Raw genomic sequence first — 14,819 nt, 5'->3', positions numbered from 1 at the left:
CGTCCGAGCGACCGCCGCTGGCGACTGCGTCGCGGAGGCGGCGGCCGCTCGGACGCGAGCCGGGCCGCGAACGGGGCATGCTCGGTCTCGCTTCGCTCGAAACCGGGAGCCGGGCCGCCGTGTCGCGTTCCAGCCAAAAGTTCGAGTCTGCGCTGATCGCCGCTCGAGGCTGATCAAAGCAGAGTCGGACGAGTGCGGACGAGTACTTATGTGGTGCGCGCGGGGCCCTCGGTGGTTGCGCGCGCTTCTTCGTCCTCGGCCGATCGCGTGTACCTGGCTCCGAAGCGGATCACCCAGAGGTAGAACGCCAGAACGCCGAGCACGTCGACGGCGCCGAGCCAGGCCAGTACGCCCGGGCGCGAGATGGTCCAGATCGAATCCTGGAAGAACGACAGCACCCACGGCACGCCGACGAGCATGGTCACCAGCCAGTACCCGGCGATCACCCGCGCGCCGGGCGCCCGGCGCAGCGGCCCGTACACCACCCAGAGCACCGTCGGCAGCAGCCACACCCAGTGATGCGACCACGAGATCGGCGAGACCATCAGCCCGAACAGTTGCACCACGATCAGCGTGCCGAGCCGGTCGTCCGCGCCGAGCGCGCGCCAAGCCAGGAACGCCAGCACCGCCACGACGAGCACGGCCGCGATCCACCACGGGCCGGACTCGACGTCGTAGCCGAGGATGCGGCTCAGTGTGCCCCGCAGCGACTGGTTCCACACCGACCCCACCGGACCGATCCGGTCGGCGTCACCGAGCAGTGTGCCGAAATACCGACGCGCCTCGACCGGCGCGATCAGGAAACTCAGCCCTACCGTCGCGCCGAAGACCACGGCCGACCAGGCCACCGTCGCCCAGCGCTTGCGCGCGACGAAGTACAACCCGGTGATCGCCGGCGTCAGTTTGATGCCCGCGACTATTCCGACCAGTCCACCGGACAGCCACCACCGCGAACTGCGAACCGCGAGCATCCCACCGAGCACCAGGAAGACATTGACCTGGCCGTAGTCCATCGTGGTTCGGACCGGCTCCAGCCACAGCCCGAGCGCGGTCCACCCGACGGTGGCGGCCCGCCACTGCGGCGTGCGCAGCCGCTGCGCCCCGAACAGCAGCTCGAGACTGATGTGCACCACCGCGTACAGCGCCGCGGCGATGGCCAGCAACCAAGCCACCGCGACCAGGGTGAACGGCAGATAGTGCAGCGGGAAGAACACCAATGCCGCGAAAGGCGGATAAGTGAACGGCAACGGGAAGTCCGGAGTCTTCTCCGCATAGGTGAAGTCGTAGAGCTGATCGGTCAACAACGCGGCCGACCCGCCGACGTAGACATGCAGGTCGACGAGGTTCATCCCATTCGGGGACAGCAGCATCCAGAGCAGCCGGGCCAGCACGGACAGGCCCAGCACCGACACGGCCCATCGGAGGTGACGATTCAAATCGCTGGCTTTCGGCTCGGGTGCGGTGCGTCGGTTGGCGCGCCCGGAGTTCGATGTCGAGGCGACAGCGCGGACGGCACCGATTAGATTAGCCGCAGCGCGAATCCGGTCGGTTCCACCCTCGAACCACCGATAACATTTGCATCAACTTTCACATCAGTAACATCTGGGCGCGGTATCTTCTGCTAACACTGATCGTCCACGGCGCTTTCCGGACGCCGCAGCTGTACACATAGCCGCAATGTCCCTAGAGTGACCCCCGAAACGATGGCTTTTAGCAATCGAACCCAGATGTACCCCGAGGTAAGGACGGCCAGACCAGTGCTTCGCACCCGAGGATCGCGGATCGCATTGTCCGCACTCGCCGTCGCGGCGAGTGCCACGCTCGCCGCGCCGACGACAGCAATCGCGGCCCCCGCGACCGCCCCCGTGGCGACTACGAACAGCGTTCCCATGGTGCCCGAAGGCGTTCCCGTGGATGCGCTGGCCGCGCTCGCCCCAGCCATCGTCGGCGCCGTCGCGGGCCCCGCGGATATCGCGAGCCCGGCCGGCGTCGCGGGTCCGCAGTCGGCCATCCTCGATCAGGCCCGCAGGCTGCTGGCCACTTTGAACCTTCCGCCGCAGATCAAGTCGACGCTGGAACGGATCATCACCTTCCTGGACGGCAGCGGCGGCGGAGGCCCCGAGGTACCGCAGGACGGACCGGTGATCGCCCAGTTCCTCTACCCGAGCATCGGCAAGGGCTGCATCGGCCCGTCCGCCGACTCGGTGGGTACCGCCCTCGCCGTGCCCGGGCCCGCCACGCTGCCGCCACCCGGCCCGCAGGCGGGCCAGACCGGGTTCGTCTTCACCGCGCTCGGCACCAAGGGGCCGACGCCGGTGCAGAACCCGCCGATGACGGTGCAGTGGCTGAACCTCGACACCCGCCAGTCGGGCGTCCTGCCGCTGACCGACGAGGCCAAGATCAACCCGGACGGCCCCGCCACGCTGTCCGCGATCGCCGACACGGGCAACGGCCGCGTCGTCGCGGTCGTCTCCGGCTCGCTGACCACCCAGTCCGGTGACGCGGAGGCGCGGACCTGCTCCTTCCTGCCGACGCTCGGATTCTTCACCGTAGGCTGAGCTTCCGGTCGAGGGCGGCGACTCCATGGGGGTCGTCGCCCTTTCGGCGTTGCGGTGACTCGGCGAATACCTCGTATCGATCTGCCGCGCAGCCACACGAGGTGGCCGGACTGTGGTAGACCGCTATCTATGGCGACCACCGTTTTCTCGAAATCCGCGGACTGTTCGAGACAGCCGGGTCATTCGATCCGGAGCAGGCGCTCGCACCGTTCCATCCTGTCGATCCGCTCGGAGGGTTCCATCCTCTCGATCGGCTCGGCCTACTCGGTCCTGTCCATCGGCAGCGTGGGCTCGGTGCTGTCGATCGGATCCGTGGGATCGTTCGGGTCGGCGATCTCGTCGTTCTCGTTCGCCAGCCTCGGCTCCGCGTTCTCCGGCCTGTCCCGGTGGTCGCTGCTGTCCTGGCTCGGCGATCACGAGGCTCCGGACAGCCGCCCCTCCCTGCGGGTCGTTCCGGACGACGAGCCCGATCTGCGCGTCACCCCGATAAGCCACTGCCAGACGTAATATTCGGCAGCTGCTCGGTCTCACTTCGCTCGAAAAGCGGGGTGGAGGCGAGCAGGCACGTACCGCGGCAGCTGCTCACCACTGCCCGTATTCGGGCGTGAGCACGTTGTTCACATCGATCCCCACACCGTCGATGGATTGCTTGTCGATCTCGACCTGGTGCAGGTTGGCGGCGGGGTGCACGAAGCCCTTGGGTGTGCCCCAGTTGTGCTGCCAGTACCAGGAACCCAGGCTCGCGGTGCGGGCCAGCTCGATGGTCGGGGTGTTCGCGTAGACGCCGGTGTTCTCCGTGCCGAGCACTGCCTGCCAGCCCAGTAGGTACGGCGCGATCATGGTGGCGAAGTCGACCGGGGAGGGGTTGTCGTCGATGGACGCGTAGATGGGCACGTTGTCCGGGCCACCGGCGGCGCGGTGCAACGCGAGCCCGCGCTCGGCGTGCCGCTTGCCCGCCTCCAGCCCGCCACGCCAGTCCGCGGTCGGTCCCTTGCCGAATTGGTAGCACGAGACGATCTGCAGACCAGCCGCTTTGAGATCGTCGACTTCCGGGGATCGCAGCGGTTTGCCCGCCATCCACTCGGCGCCGGGCCTGCGATCGGACACGTAGCGGATCACGCCGATATGTCCGGCGTCGCGGATCGCCGCAGCGGAGGGAACGCCTCCGGCGTAATCGATGAGGGTGCCGAGCGCTGGCCGCGCGGACGCGGGAGCTGCCGCGGCGGTCATGCCGACCACGGCCGCGGCGGCCGTGTAGGCGAACAGATCACGCCGGGATACCGAATTGGAACGCATCGTCGACTCCTTCGCGCAACCCGACATGGATGGCAGCGTGCCCGGCGCACCTTCCCCAATCCACCGCGCGCCGGGAGCCTCGAACGTGAACTCATTTCACCATATTCACACTGGAACCGCTAGACCCAGGAGAATCACGTTTCACATTCGCCACATACGCTCGACGACGCTACCGGTCACACAATGCCGTCGATGCGCGCGGCGACATCGATGGTGCGCATCGCTGGATCGGCCAGTTCTTTGCGGATCACCGCCGCCACCTGCGTCACGACCTGCTTCTTTATCCCGGCGAGCGCACCGAGCGCGGCCGCGCGGGCACCCTGCGCGGTGAATTCCATCCGAATGTCGGCCGGGTCGGGCGGCGGCACGTCGATCACCACCCGCAAGGGGTCGGCAGCGCGGGCGGTGAGTACCAAAGGCACCTCGACGTCAGCGCGATAGCGATTGGCTTTCAACACGTCGACCGTGATGTCCAGGCTCACCGGCAGGGTCAGATCGAACGCGACCGGCTCCGTCGACCGGTCCGTCAGCCGCGGCATCCGTACCGTTCCCCGAACGGTCACGACGGCGCTCGCGCGCGGTCCGGTCCGCAGCGGACCGACCTCGATCAGCCTGCCCGCCAGCCGTTCCACCACGTCCCACACTCGCTCGCGCGTCACGATGCGGGAGAAGAACCGATGCCCGAACTCGTCGTAGCCGATCCAATCGAACGCGAGTTCGTCCCGATACGGCGAACGCTTGCCCGCGACCATGGCCTCGAGGTCGAACACCAGCCCCCTGCGGGTCTGCGGGTCGGCAAGCATGGCGTTCACCCGGGAGGCGACCTCTCGCTGCACCACGCCCGCGATCGGGTCGAGCAACCATTCCCACGCCGAATCCACCGCCTGGGCGCGCAAGACGAAACTGATGTCCCGCTGGGTGATCGGTGGGATATCGATGACGACGAGCACGGGTTCGGCGGTGCGGGCGTGCAGGGTCAGATCGATCTCCACCCTGGCCTCCAGCCGCAGTTTCCGGCCGCCGAGCAGCACCTTCAAGGTGAGCGACACCGGAACGGTGACGTCGAAGGTGACCTTCGGGCCGCTGCGCAGTACGCGCGGGGCGCCGACCTTCCCCTCGGCGACGAATCCGGCGAGCCCGGCCGGGCCGATCGAGACCGGGCCGATGGTCATGCCGCGGCCCGCCATGCCGGAGACCGCGGACTCGATACGAGCGGCGTTCACGGCGTGCGTGACGAAACGCTCGCCGAACTCGGCGTAGTCGATCCAGCCGGGCGCACTACTCGGTTCGTCGGTCGGATGCATCGCTAGTTCCGCAACCCTCACCTCTCGATGGACACCCGACACGGTACGCGACCGATCTCGTCCCACCCCGGAACGCACTGCGGCCCGAGATCCCCGTCCTGCCGATGAGGGGGAAGCAGGGCGGGGACCGGCGGCGGCGCTGCCGGGCGCCGCCACCTCCCATCGTAGGACTATCCGGCACCCCGTTTCACCCGCATATCGGTCGAATCCCGTTCGACGGAAGTGATCTTCACAATCGGCCGAACCCGACCACCCCGGTTATGTCGCCCAGCACGAACCGGTGGATGCGCACCGCGCCGTACTCGTTACCGCCGATCGTGGTCACCTGGCCGCCCTCGACTCGCAGGACGATGTTCGTGTGCTGTCCGAACGGACTGGGCTCTCCGTACAGCAGCACGTCACCGGTCCGCGGTCGATAGTTCGAGCCGCTCGGGACGAACCGGCCGATGCTCTCGTAATACTCCTGCAAGGTATAGACGCCGGGAATCCGCCACGAACCCGAATTCGGGTTGGCCAGCGGCACACCGGCCTCGCGCAGCACCCAGCTGACGAAATCGGCGCACCACGCCTCCTCGGCTCCTTCCGCGTATTTCGTCCCCGCGCCGGGATCGGCGAACTCGCGCTCGGCGACCGCGACGATTCCGGCCTGGGCCGCGTCGAGTGCCGAACGGTCCAGCGCGGGGAACTCGGTGAGGCGCTCGCCCGCGATCGCCCGGTGGTCCGTACGGTCCTGCCACCAGAGACCACCGGCGATCCCGGCGGCGGCCACGCCGAGCACCACCAGTGCGAGCGCGACCCACCGCCCCGATCGCGATCCCCGTTGTTGTGTCATTCGCTCCCCCGATTCGTTCGTGTGACGTTGTTGTCGAGCTTATGGAATTCGACGCGCGAGCACGCCGAACGGTTCCACGCGCCGTCCGCCTGGTTTCGGTGACCGAGCGGAGGGGCAACCCGGTGGAGCCGAAATCATGGACGGCACCGGGAAAACCGCGCTAGTCTCCGGAGAGACCAGCCGATGGGGAGGTACGGCCCTGGACACGCTGTGGACATTCATCGTGCACCGGCGGCACCAGTTGCTGGTCGACTCCTACCTGCACGTCTCGGCCGTGGTGCAATCGGTACTGCTGGCGACGGTGGTCTCGGTTCTGATCGGAATCCTGGTCTACCGCAGCCCGTTCGGCTCGTCGATCGCCTCCGCGCTGGCGGGCGCGGTGCTCACCGTTCCGTCGTTCGCGCTGCTCGGCCTGCTGATCCCGGTGCTCGGTCTCGGTGTCGCACCGACGATCACCGCGCTCGTGGTGTACGCGCTGCTGCCGATCATGCGCAACACCATCATCGGACTCGCCTCGGTGGATCCGGCCGTGACCGACGCCGCCCGCGGCGTCGGGATGAACCGGCTGCGGGTGCTCGCCCGGATCGAACTGCCGCTGGCGTGGCCCGCGATTCTGGCCGGTATGCGGGTGAGCACCCAGCTGATCATGGGGATTCTCGCCCTCGCGGCATACGCCAAGGGCCCCGGACTCGGGAACCTGATCTTCTCCGGACTCGCGCGCCTGGGCAGCCCGAACGCGGTGCCACAGGCGCTGGTCGGCACGATCCTCGTCGTCGTCCTCGCACTCGTCCTCGACGGGATCTACGTCCTGGTCGGGCGGCTCACCACTTCCAGGGGAATACGTGACTGAAACCGAAACCAGCGACGGCCGCGCGGCATCCGTCGTCTCCGGCGTCGAGATCGTGCTGCACGCGGTGACCAAACACTATCCGGGACAGCGTGATCCGGCTGTGGACAGCGTCTCGCTGACCATCCCGGCCGGCGAGATCGTGGTCCTGGTCGGGCCGTCCGGCTGTGGCAAGACCACCACCATGCGAATGATCAACCGGCTGATCGAGCCCACCTCCGGAACCATCACGATCGACGGCCGCGACGCGGCCACGATCCAGCCCGACCGGTTGCGCCGCGGCATCGGCTATTCGATCCAGCAGGCGGGACTGTTCCCGCACCTGACCGTCGCGAAGAACGTCGCGACCGTACCGGGCCTGATCGGCTGGGACCGGCGGCGCGTCGCGGCACGGGTCGACGAGATGCTCGAGCTGGTCGGTCTCGATCCAGGCACCTTCCGCGACCGCTATCCCCGCCAACTGTCCGGCGGCCAGCAGCAGCGCGTCGGCGTGGCCAGGGCATTGGCGGCAGACCCGCCCGTGCTGCTGATGGACGAGCCGTTCGGCGCGGTCGATCCGATCACCCGGGGATTGCTGCAGGACGAGTTGCTGCGGCTGCAAGGCGAACTCGGCAAGACGATCGTGTTCGTCACCCACGATTTCACCGAGGCGGTCAAGCTCGGCGACCGCATCGCCGTGCTCGGCGACCGGTCCAGGATCCTGCAATACGACACACCCGCGGCGATCCTGGCCGACCCGGCCGACGAGACGGTCGCCGGTTTCGTCGGCGCGGACGCCTCGCTCAAACAGCTCACCCTGACCCGGGTCGGGAATGTCGAACTCGGCGACTGCCCCACCGCCACCGAACAGGACACCGTCGACGAGTTGCGCGCCGCGCTCGCGGACCGCGACTGGCCGTGGGCGCTGGTACTGGACGGTCATGGCAGGCCACGCCGCTGGGTCTCGGCCGAACAACTGGCCCACGCCGATTCGCTGCGCGATCTGGGAACGCCGGTGCCGGAGACGCTGGCGCTGAAATCGACGCTGCAGGACGCGCTCGAAGCCCTGCTCACCCATCAGAGCGCGACCGCGGTGGTGACCGGCGCGCGCGGCGAGTACGCCGGACTGATCACCATCGACACCCTGGTCGGCCACCTGTCGGCCCTGCGCGCCGAGCACGGAGCCGGGCGTTCCGCGACGGACGGCGCACCATGACCACCGCCGCCGCGTCACCCGCCACCCAGCGCAGGGCCGAGCGCATCCGGTTGGTCGTGCAGCCGGTGGTCGTGCTCGTGCTCACCGCGGGCGTGCTGGTGTGGGCGTTCGCCCGCGACCTGACCGTCACCCAGCAAGCGAGCCTGAACGCGGGCAACGTCGCGACCGTCACCTGGCAGCACGTGCGGATCACCGCGACCGTGGTGCTGATCGTCGTCGCGATGGCCGTCCCGCTCGGAACCCTGCTCACGCGACCGGGATTCCGGCGGCTCACACCCGTTTTCGTCGGTATCGCGAATATCGGCGCGGCCGCACCGGCCATCGGCCTGATCGTGCTGTTCTACCTGGCCACCCGCACCACCGGCTTCTGGATCGGCGTGGCGCCGATCGCGTTCTATTCGCTGCTTCCGGTGCTGCGCAACACCATTCTGGGCTATGAGCAGGTGGACCGGACGCTCATCGATGCGGGGCGCGGCCAGGGCATGTCGGCCGTGACGGTGTTGCGGCGCATCGAATTCCCGCTCGCGGTGCCCTACATCCTGGCCGGGCTGCGCACTTCGCTGGTGCTCGCGGTCGGCACCGCGACGCTGTCGTTCCTGGTGAGCGCGGGCGGGCTCGGCATTCTGATCGACACCGGCTACAAGCTGCGCGACAACGTCACCCTGGTGGTCGGCGCGGTGCTCGCGGTGGCGCTGGCCCTGCTGGTGGACTGGCTCGGCGCGCTCGCCGAAGCGTTTCTCGGGCCGAAGGGGCTGAAATGATCCGGGCGTGGCGCGCGCTGACCCTCGGCCTGGGCTTGACGTTGCTGGCCGCCTGCGGGCTGCAATCCGGCGGCGCGGTGCCGCTTCGAGTCGGCCCCGGCAGCATCCGGCCCGTGCCCGAACTGGAGGGTGTGCAGGTCACGGTGGGTTCCAAAGACTTCACGGAGCAGAACATCCTCGGCTATCTGATCGAGTTCGCTCTCTCGGCGGCGGGCGCCGAGGTGCGCGACCTGACCAACATCCAGGGCTCCAACAGCGTGCGCGATGCCCAATTGCACGGGCAGATCGACCTCGCCTACGACTACACCGGAACGGGCTGGATCAACTACCTCGGCAACGAGACACCGGTGCCGGACGAGATCGGCCAGTTCCAGGCGGTGCGCGACGCCGACCTCGCCGCGCACGGCATGCTCTGGACGGCGCTCGCGCCGATGAACAACACCTACGCGCTGGTCATGAGCGCCCGCACCGCCCAGGAGACCGGTGTGCGCACGCTGTCGGACTACGCCAGACTGGCCGCCGCCGATCCGGCCGCCGCGGCGATCTGCGTCGGCACCGAGTTCAACGTCCGCCAGGACGGATTTCCCGGCCTGGCCCGCAAGTACGAGATCGACGCGAGCAAGGTCCGCAAGCAGATCGTGCAGGACGCCGTGGTCTACCAGGCGACCGCCGACGGCAGGCAGTGCCGCTTCGGCTCGGTCGCGGCCACCGACGGACGCATCCCAGCGCTGAATCTCATTCTGCTGCAAGATGATCGCGGCTTCTTCCCGAAGTACAACGCGGCGCTGGTGATGCGCCGGAGTTTCGCCGAGGCGCATCCGCAGGTGGACACGATCCTGACGCCGATCTCGCAGCGCCTCACCAACGAGGCCATCACCGAACTCAACCGTCAGGTCGACGTGGACGGACGCGAGCCCGCGGAGGTGGCCAGGGACTGGATGGTCACCCAGGGATTCGTCACCGCGCGCTGATTTCCGTCGCGTGGAGAGCGACGCCTCCGAACAGCTGATCGGAGGAAACCGCTGTCCCTGAGGCGTTTGGACGCCGCATCGCTGGATCAGGCTCCGGTACGCCGTCCGCTGGGCTCACCAGGTGAGCCCAGCGTCCTGCCAGGCAGGTTCAGCGCGGATCGCGGCCCAAGTAGCGCAAGAGCTCTCCGAGAGCGCCGTCGGCCGGACCGTCGACGATCGCGGCGAAAGCACCCCACTGACGCAGCGGCTCGATGATCTCGGCCGTCTCGCCGCTGCCGGGCGCGGGGTGAGCGGCCCGCGCGGCGATGAGCAGGGCGGCGGCGAGTTCGTCGGTCAACGGCGACGGCTGGCCGGTCGCGATCGCGATGTCCCAGGCGTGCACCCCGGCATCCAGCGCGCACATGACCGCGGCCACCGGAGTGGCGAGCGCGCCGTGCGGCAGCGGCGTCGGCACGGTCTCGGTGGCGTCGTCGACCGTGGTCCAGGCGAAGGCGGTCTGCTCGACCGCCGCACGCACCGCGTCCCCGGGGGAGCCGTCGATCGTGCCGGAAGGCGCGAACGGGTTGTAGGCCGGACCCTCTCCGATGCCGAGGGCCTGGGCGTAGGCCAGCTGGTCACCGACGGCGTGCTGCAGCACCTGCGTCACATCCCAATCCGAGCACGGGGTGGGCAGGTGCCACTGATCCGCTCGCACACCGGCGACGACGCTCTCCAGCGCGCGGTAGGAATCGGCGAGCACGTCCCGCCAAACGGGGAGCAGAGTCGCGGCGGCGGTGGCGGTGGCGTTCATGTCGGAGCCTTTCGGTCGTTCTCGCTGATGACACAAGCCTATTCGGCAATTAGGCTACTTTTGTTCCTAATCAGCGAGGAGGGCGAAAGTGGCATCGACCACACCGCGTCTGCTGCGATTGCTGGCCCTGCTACAGGACCGTGCGTACACCGGCCGGGAGCTGGCCGAGCGCCTCGGCGTCACCGATCGCACACTGCGGCAGGACATTCAGCGGCTGCGCGAACTGGGCTACCCGGTGCATGCCGGACGCGGCGCGGTCGGCGGCTACCGGCTCGGCCGCGGCGCGACCATGCCTCCCCTACTGCTGGACGACGACGAAGCGGTGGCCGTGGCGGTCGCGGTCGGCCTCGCCGAGGACGGCTCCACCGGCATCGCGGACATCGCCGAGCACGTCACGAAGGCACTGGGCAAACTGGATCAGATCCTGCCCAAACGATTGCAGCGCAAGGTATCCGCACTGCGGGATGCGACGGCCATCGGCCCGGCCACGACGGGGTCGCGCGAGCCGGACGCACCGGTTCCCGCCGCCGTGCTCACCACCCTCGCAGGCGCCATTCGCGACGGAGCGACGGTCCGGATCGCCGAAGCCGGGGCCGCGTCGTCCGTCGAGATCGAGCCGTACCGGCTGATCAACTGGCAACGCCGCTGGTACCTGGTCGCCTACAGCCTGGAAGACCACTCCTGGCGAGCGATACCGGTCGCCCGCGTGCTGCGCGCGGAGACGAGTTCCCGTCGTTTCGCCGCGCGTTCGCTTCCCGACGACGACCTGGTCGCCTTCGTCATGCGCCACATCGCCACCACCGGGTGGCGGGTGCAGGCCCGGGTGACCGTGCTCGCGCCCGCCGAGACCGTCATCGCCAGGATCAATCCCGCCGTCGGCGTGGTCGAGCCGGTGGACGCGGACACCTGCGTGCTCTACACGGGCGCGGACGCGCTGGAGACGATCGCCATCTACCTGTCCATGCTGACGATGGACTTCCGCGTCGACGGCCCGCCGGAACTCGTCGCCCATATCCGCACCCTGGGCCGCCGGTACACCGAGGCCGTCGCGAACGCTTGAATCCCAGGCGTCAGGAATGCCCGGTGGTGGTCGCCGCGTCGGCGGTCTTCCGCATCGGGATCACGGCGGTCAGACCGATCGCGACCAGCGCCGCGGCCATCGCGATGAGGAAGGTGGTGTGGAAACCGTCGCGCGAGGGCAGCAGGTGCGGGCCGAGCCGCATGGTCATGTGCGCCAGCACCACGCTCATCACCGCGGCCGAGGTCGAGGTGCCGATCGAGCGCATCAGCGAGTTGAGGCCGTTGGCCGCGCCGGTCTCGGTGATCGGCACCGCGCCCATGATCAGCGCGGGCATCGCCGCGTACGCCAGGCCGACGCCGCCCGCGACGATCACCGCGGCGAGCATGATCTCCCAGACGCTGTTCATCAGCACCACCGCGCACAGATAGCCGACCGCGATCACCGCGGAGCCGAGCGCGAGGGTGACCTTGGGCCCGCGGCTGGCCGACAGCCGCGCCGACACCGGCGACAGCAGCATCATCACGAAGCCGGTGGGGGCCAGCGCCAACCCGGCGGTGATCATGGACAGCCCGAAGCCGTATCCGGTCTGCTCCGGCGCCATCAGCAGCTGCGGGAAGGTCAGCGACATGCCGTAGAGCGCGAATCCGACGGCGATCGAGGCCGCGTTGGTGAACAGCACCCTCGGCCGCGCCGAGACCCGCAGGTCCACCAGCGGTGAACGCTGCCGCAGTTCGAAAGCGCCCCAGCCGAGAAACACCACCACCGACACCGCGAACAGGGTCAGGATCCGGGCGCTGGCCCAACCCCAGTCCGCGCCTTTCGTGATCGCGACGAGCAGTGCGAGCAGCGCCACCGACAAACCGATGGCGCCGCCGAAGTCGAAGCGGGCGGGCGTGCGCACCGGCGACTCCGCGACGAACACGAAAACCAGGACGGCGCACACGACGCCGAGCGCGGCGGAGGTCCAGAACAGCACGTGCCAGTCGGCGTTCTGCGCGATGGCCGCCGCGACCGGCAGGCCGATCGCGCCGCCGACGCCGAGCGTGGCGCTCATGATCGCCATCGCCGAACCCACCCGCTCGGCGGGCAATTCGTCGCGCATGATGCTGATGCCGAGCGGGATGGCGCCGACCGCCGCGCCTTGCAGCGAGCGCCCGACGATCTCGGGCACCAGGGTGGAGAAGGACGCGCAGACCACCGAACCGGCGATCAGCAGAAGAAGATTCGCGAACAAGACGCGCCGCTTGCCGAACATATCGCCCAGACGGCCGCTGATCGGGGTCGCCACCGCGCCGGCCAGCAGCGTGGCCGTCACGACCCAGGAGGCGTTGGACGCGGAGGTGTGCAACAGCGTGGGCAGCGACGGAATGATCGGGATGACCAGCGTCTGCATGAGGGAGACGACGACACCCACCATGCCGAGCGTCGCGATGAGCAGTGCCGACGAGGGACGGGGCCGGTCGCCGGATTCAGAGACGCTCGAGGACGCGTCGGCAGCTACAGTCACATGTGCACGGTACATATGGTGTGTATGCTGCACAATTTGGAAAGTACGTGATCCTCGCGACATAGTGTGGTATGTCCGAATCCGGCCCCGGCGACAACGCGGCGCTGTACCGCCTCGTCTTCGAGCTGTCACTGCTGTCAAGGCACTTCCCCGCCGCGGTGCTCCGGCGTCCCGGCTTCCAGCTCGACCGCTCGGCGTACCTGATCCTGACCAGACTGGAACTGGACCATCCGCTGAGCCTGCGTGAGCTGTCCGAAGCGTTTCAACTGGACGTTTCGACGATCAACCGGCAGGTCGGAGCCATGCGCAAGCAAGGGTTGGTCGACCGGGTGCCCGACCCCGACGGCGGCATCGCCCGCAAGATCCGCGCCAGCGCCAAGGGACTCGATCTTTTGGCCTCCGACCGAAAGCAGAGCCGTCAAGGCATCGGCGCGGTGGTTGCCGAGTGGACCGAGGCCGACATCGACCAGTTCAGCAGGTTCATCGCGCGTTTCAACCAGTCGGTCGAGGACAAGGAGGACAACCCCTGGCCGCGCCCAGCCGGGCTGGAGTGACGCACGATCGGCCGGGACCCGGGCTGCCCGCCGCACGGCTACGCACCTCCGATCGAACCGGAGGTCCGCCATTTGCCCTTGCCCCAGGGACCACGGCGTCAGGCTCCGCGGTCCCGACCTTGGGCGAGTGGAAGAAGCGTCATGCGGTGTAGGGATGGTCGGCGCGGGCCGACCGCAGCGCGCGGCCCCACCAGACCAGCTGGCCGAGCAGCTGATCGGCCGCGGCCACCGGCATTTCCGGATCCGTCGGCTGCCCCGCGGCATCGAACCGCCCGCCCGCGTCGTGGAAGCTCACCGTATCGCGCACGGTGACCGCATGCAGCTCGGCGAACACCTGCCTGAGGTGCTCCACCGCGCGCAAGCCACCGGAGATGCCGCCGTAGGACACGAATCCCACCGGCTTGGCCCGCCATTCGGTGTAATGCCAGTCGATGGCGTTCTTGACCGACGCCGGATAACTGTGGTTGTACTCGGGTGTCACGACGACGAACCCGTCCGCCGCGGCCAGGCGGGGGCCGACCGCTGCCAGCGCCCGCGCCGCCTCGGGTTCGGGGTGATGGGAAAGCCGTTCCGGCAGAGGCGTTTCGGCCAGGTCGACAACGTCGACGTCGACGTCGTCGCGCCGCTCGGCGTGAGCGGCGAACCACTTGGCGACGGTCGGCCCGAAGCGGCCCGCTCGAGTGCTGCCGACGATCAGGGCGAGCTGGATCGGATGGTCGGACATGGTGGATTCCCTTCGACGTGTTCGGTGTCCAGAACAGCGTCGAACCTGAACAACAGTTCAGGTCAAATCGGCTCGATCGCCGATCATCAGACCTCCAGATCCTCTTCGATCCCCCGCAGGCGGTGCCGGGCCATCGCCAGGTTCGCCCGTCCCCGGTCCAGGGCCAGGTAGAGGAACAGGCCCTTGGACTTGCGGCCGGTCATCGGCCGGATGATGTGATATTGCCCGGACAGCGTGATGAGGATGTCCTCGATGTCCTCTTTGAGCCCCAGCTGGTCCATGGTGCGCAGCTTGGCGCGCACCACCTCGGTGTTGCCCGCACCCGCGATCTGGAGGTCCAGGGACTTGGAGCTGCCGAGCATGCCCAGCGCCATGCCGCTGTTGTAGTCGACGACGGCGGCGCCGATCGCGCCGTCGATCACCATCATGTCTTTGAGGGCCAGATCCATATTGGACATA

At 68.5% G+C, this 14,819-nt stretch carries 16 protein-coding genes; 8 read left to right on the top strand and 8 right to left on the bottom strand.

Annotated features, from left to right (window positions below):
* Positions 1-206 precede the first annotated feature (206 nt).
* Positions 207-1,520, bottom strand: a complete 1,314-nt coding sequence (locus ABZW96_RS28290; protein ID WP_355078670.1) for a mannosyltransferase — start codon at positions 1,518-1,520, stop codon at positions 207-209.
* Positions 1,521-1,757: 237 nt separating this feature from the next.
* Here ABZW96_RS28290 and ABZW96_RS28285 point away from each other — a divergent pair, with 237 nt between their 5' ends.
* On the top strand, positions 1,758-2,558 hold the full coding sequence (locus ABZW96_RS28285) for a hypothetical protein (RefSeq protein ID WP_355078659.1): 801 nt from the start codon (positions 1,758-1,760) through the stop codon (positions 2,556-2,558).
* A gap of 129 nt (positions 2,559-2,687) precedes the next feature.
* A complete protein-coding gene (locus tag ABZW96_RS28280) occupies positions 2,688-3,065 on the top strand; it encodes a hypothetical protein (protein ID WP_355078658.1) in 378 nt (125 codons plus the stop codon).
* A 75-nt stretch (positions 3,066-3,140) separates the two neighbouring features.
* On the opposite strand, the gene ABZW96_RS28275 is transcribed toward ABZW96_RS28280, so the two are convergent.
* The 3 genes from ABZW96_RS28275 to ABZW96_RS28265 form a co-directional block, all read right to left on the bottom strand.
* Entirely contained in the window at positions 3,141-3,854 is a 714-nt protein-coding gene (locus ABZW96_RS28275) for a DUF1906 domain-containing protein (RefSeq protein ID WP_355078657.1), read from the bottom strand.
* Between the two features lie 176 nt (positions 3,855-4,030).
* Positions 4,031-5,158 carry a hypothetical protein gene (locus tag ABZW96_RS28270; protein WP_355078656.1) on the bottom strand — a complete coding sequence of 376 codons (1,128 nt, stop codon included), beginning with the start codon at positions 5,156-5,158 and terminating at the stop codon, positions 4,031-4,033.
* Positions 5,159-5,387: 229 nt separating this feature from the next.
* Positions 5,388-5,990 carry a CHAP domain-containing protein gene (locus ABZW96_RS28265; RefSeq protein ID WP_355078655.1) on the bottom strand — a complete coding sequence of 201 codons (603 nt, stop codon included), beginning with the start codon at positions 5,988-5,990 and terminating at the stop codon, positions 5,388-5,390.
* 199 nt (positions 5,991-6,189) lie between these two features.
* Between ABZW96_RS28265 and ABZW96_RS28260 the strand changes: the two genes are divergently transcribed.
* Genes ABZW96_RS28260 through ABZW96_RS28245 form a run of 4 tightly spaced genes read left to right on the top strand, consistent with a single transcriptional unit; the run spans position 6,190 to position 9,764 of the window.
* The gene (locus ABZW96_RS28260) at positions 6,190-6,840 is read left to right on the top strand and encodes an ABC transporter permease (protein ID WP_355078669.1); all 651 of its coding nucleotides are present in this window, start codon (positions 6,190-6,192) and stop codon (positions 6,838-6,840) included.
* A complete protein-coding gene (locus ABZW96_RS28255) occupies positions 6,833-8,032 on the top strand; it encodes an ATP-binding cassette domain-containing protein (protein WP_355078654.1) in 1,200 nt (399 codons plus the stop codon). The genes ABZW96_RS28260 and ABZW96_RS28255 overlap by 8 nt, the downstream gene beginning before the upstream one ends.
* Positions 8,029-8,793, top strand: coding sequence for an ABC transporter permease (locus ABZW96_RS28250; protein ID WP_355078653.1), 765 nt, complete (start codon positions 8,029-8,031; stop codon positions 8,791-8,793). The genes ABZW96_RS28255 and ABZW96_RS28250 overlap by 4 nt, the downstream gene beginning before the upstream one ends.
* Positions 8,790-9,764 carry a glycine betaine ABC transporter substrate-binding protein gene (locus ABZW96_RS28245; RefSeq protein WP_355078652.1) on the top strand — a complete coding sequence of 325 codons (975 nt, stop codon included), beginning with the start codon at positions 8,790-8,792 and terminating at the stop codon, positions 9,762-9,764. Before ABZW96_RS28250 ends, ABZW96_RS28245 begins: the two co-directional genes overlap by 4 nt.
* Before the next feature lie 148 nt (positions 9,765-9,912).
* On the opposite strand, the gene ABZW96_RS28240 is transcribed toward ABZW96_RS28245, so the two are convergent.
* Positions 9,913-10,554 carry a TIGR03086 family metal-binding protein gene (locus ABZW96_RS28240; RefSeq protein ID WP_355078651.1) on the bottom strand — a complete coding sequence of 214 codons (642 nt, stop codon included), beginning with the start codon at positions 10,552-10,554 and terminating at the stop codon, positions 9,913-9,915.
* 88 nt (positions 10,555-10,642) lie between these two features.
* Between ABZW96_RS28240 and ABZW96_RS28235 the strand changes: the two genes are divergently transcribed.
* Positions 10,643-11,614: a WYL domain-containing protein gene (locus tag ABZW96_RS28235; RefSeq protein WP_355078650.1), complete on the top strand. Its 972-nt coding sequence runs from the start codon at positions 10,643-10,645 to the stop codon at positions 11,612-11,614.
* 10 nt (positions 11,615-11,624) lie between these two features.
* Here ABZW96_RS28235 and ABZW96_RS28230 read toward each other — a convergent pair whose 3' ends face one another.
* Positions 11,625-13,082 (bottom strand): MFS transporter, encoded by a 1,458-nt coding sequence (locus tag ABZW96_RS28230; protein ID WP_355078649.1) that lies wholly within the window; start codon positions 13,080-13,082, stop codon positions 11,625-11,627.
* A gap of 71 nt (positions 13,083-13,153) precedes the next feature.
* Between ABZW96_RS28230 and ABZW96_RS28225 the strand changes: the two genes are divergently transcribed.
* Positions 13,154-13,636, top strand: a complete 483-nt coding sequence (locus ABZW96_RS28225; protein ID WP_355078648.1) for a MarR family winged helix-turn-helix transcriptional regulator — start codon at positions 13,154-13,156, stop codon at positions 13,634-13,636.
* Between the two features lie 139 nt (positions 13,637-13,775).
* Here the strand turns inward: ABZW96_RS28225 and ABZW96_RS28220 are convergent, their stop codons facing one another.
* Both ABZW96_RS28220 and ABZW96_RS28215 read right to left on the bottom strand, forming a co-directional pair.
* Complete coding sequence (locus tag ABZW96_RS28220) at positions 13,776-14,360, bottom strand: NAD(P)H-dependent oxidoreductase (protein ID WP_355078647.1); 585 nt, start codon at positions 14,358-14,360, stop codon at positions 13,776-13,778.
* 86 nt (positions 14,361-14,446) lie between these two features.
* Positions 14,447-14,818 carry a hypothetical protein gene (locus tag ABZW96_RS28215; protein ID WP_043729685.1) on the bottom strand — a complete coding sequence of 124 codons (372 nt, stop codon included), beginning with the start codon at positions 14,816-14,818 and terminating at the stop codon, positions 14,447-14,449.
* Between the last annotated feature and the right edge of the window lies 1 nt (position 14,819).

Source organism: Nocardia sp. NPDC004168 (assembly GCF_040610355.1).
Taxonomy (GTDB): domain Bacteria; phylum Actinomycetota; class Actinomycetes; order Mycobacteriales; family Mycobacteriaceae; genus Nocardia; species Nocardia sichangensis.
Note: the sequence above shows the minus strand (reverse complement) of the source record. Positions and strands in the feature narration are given on the sequence as shown.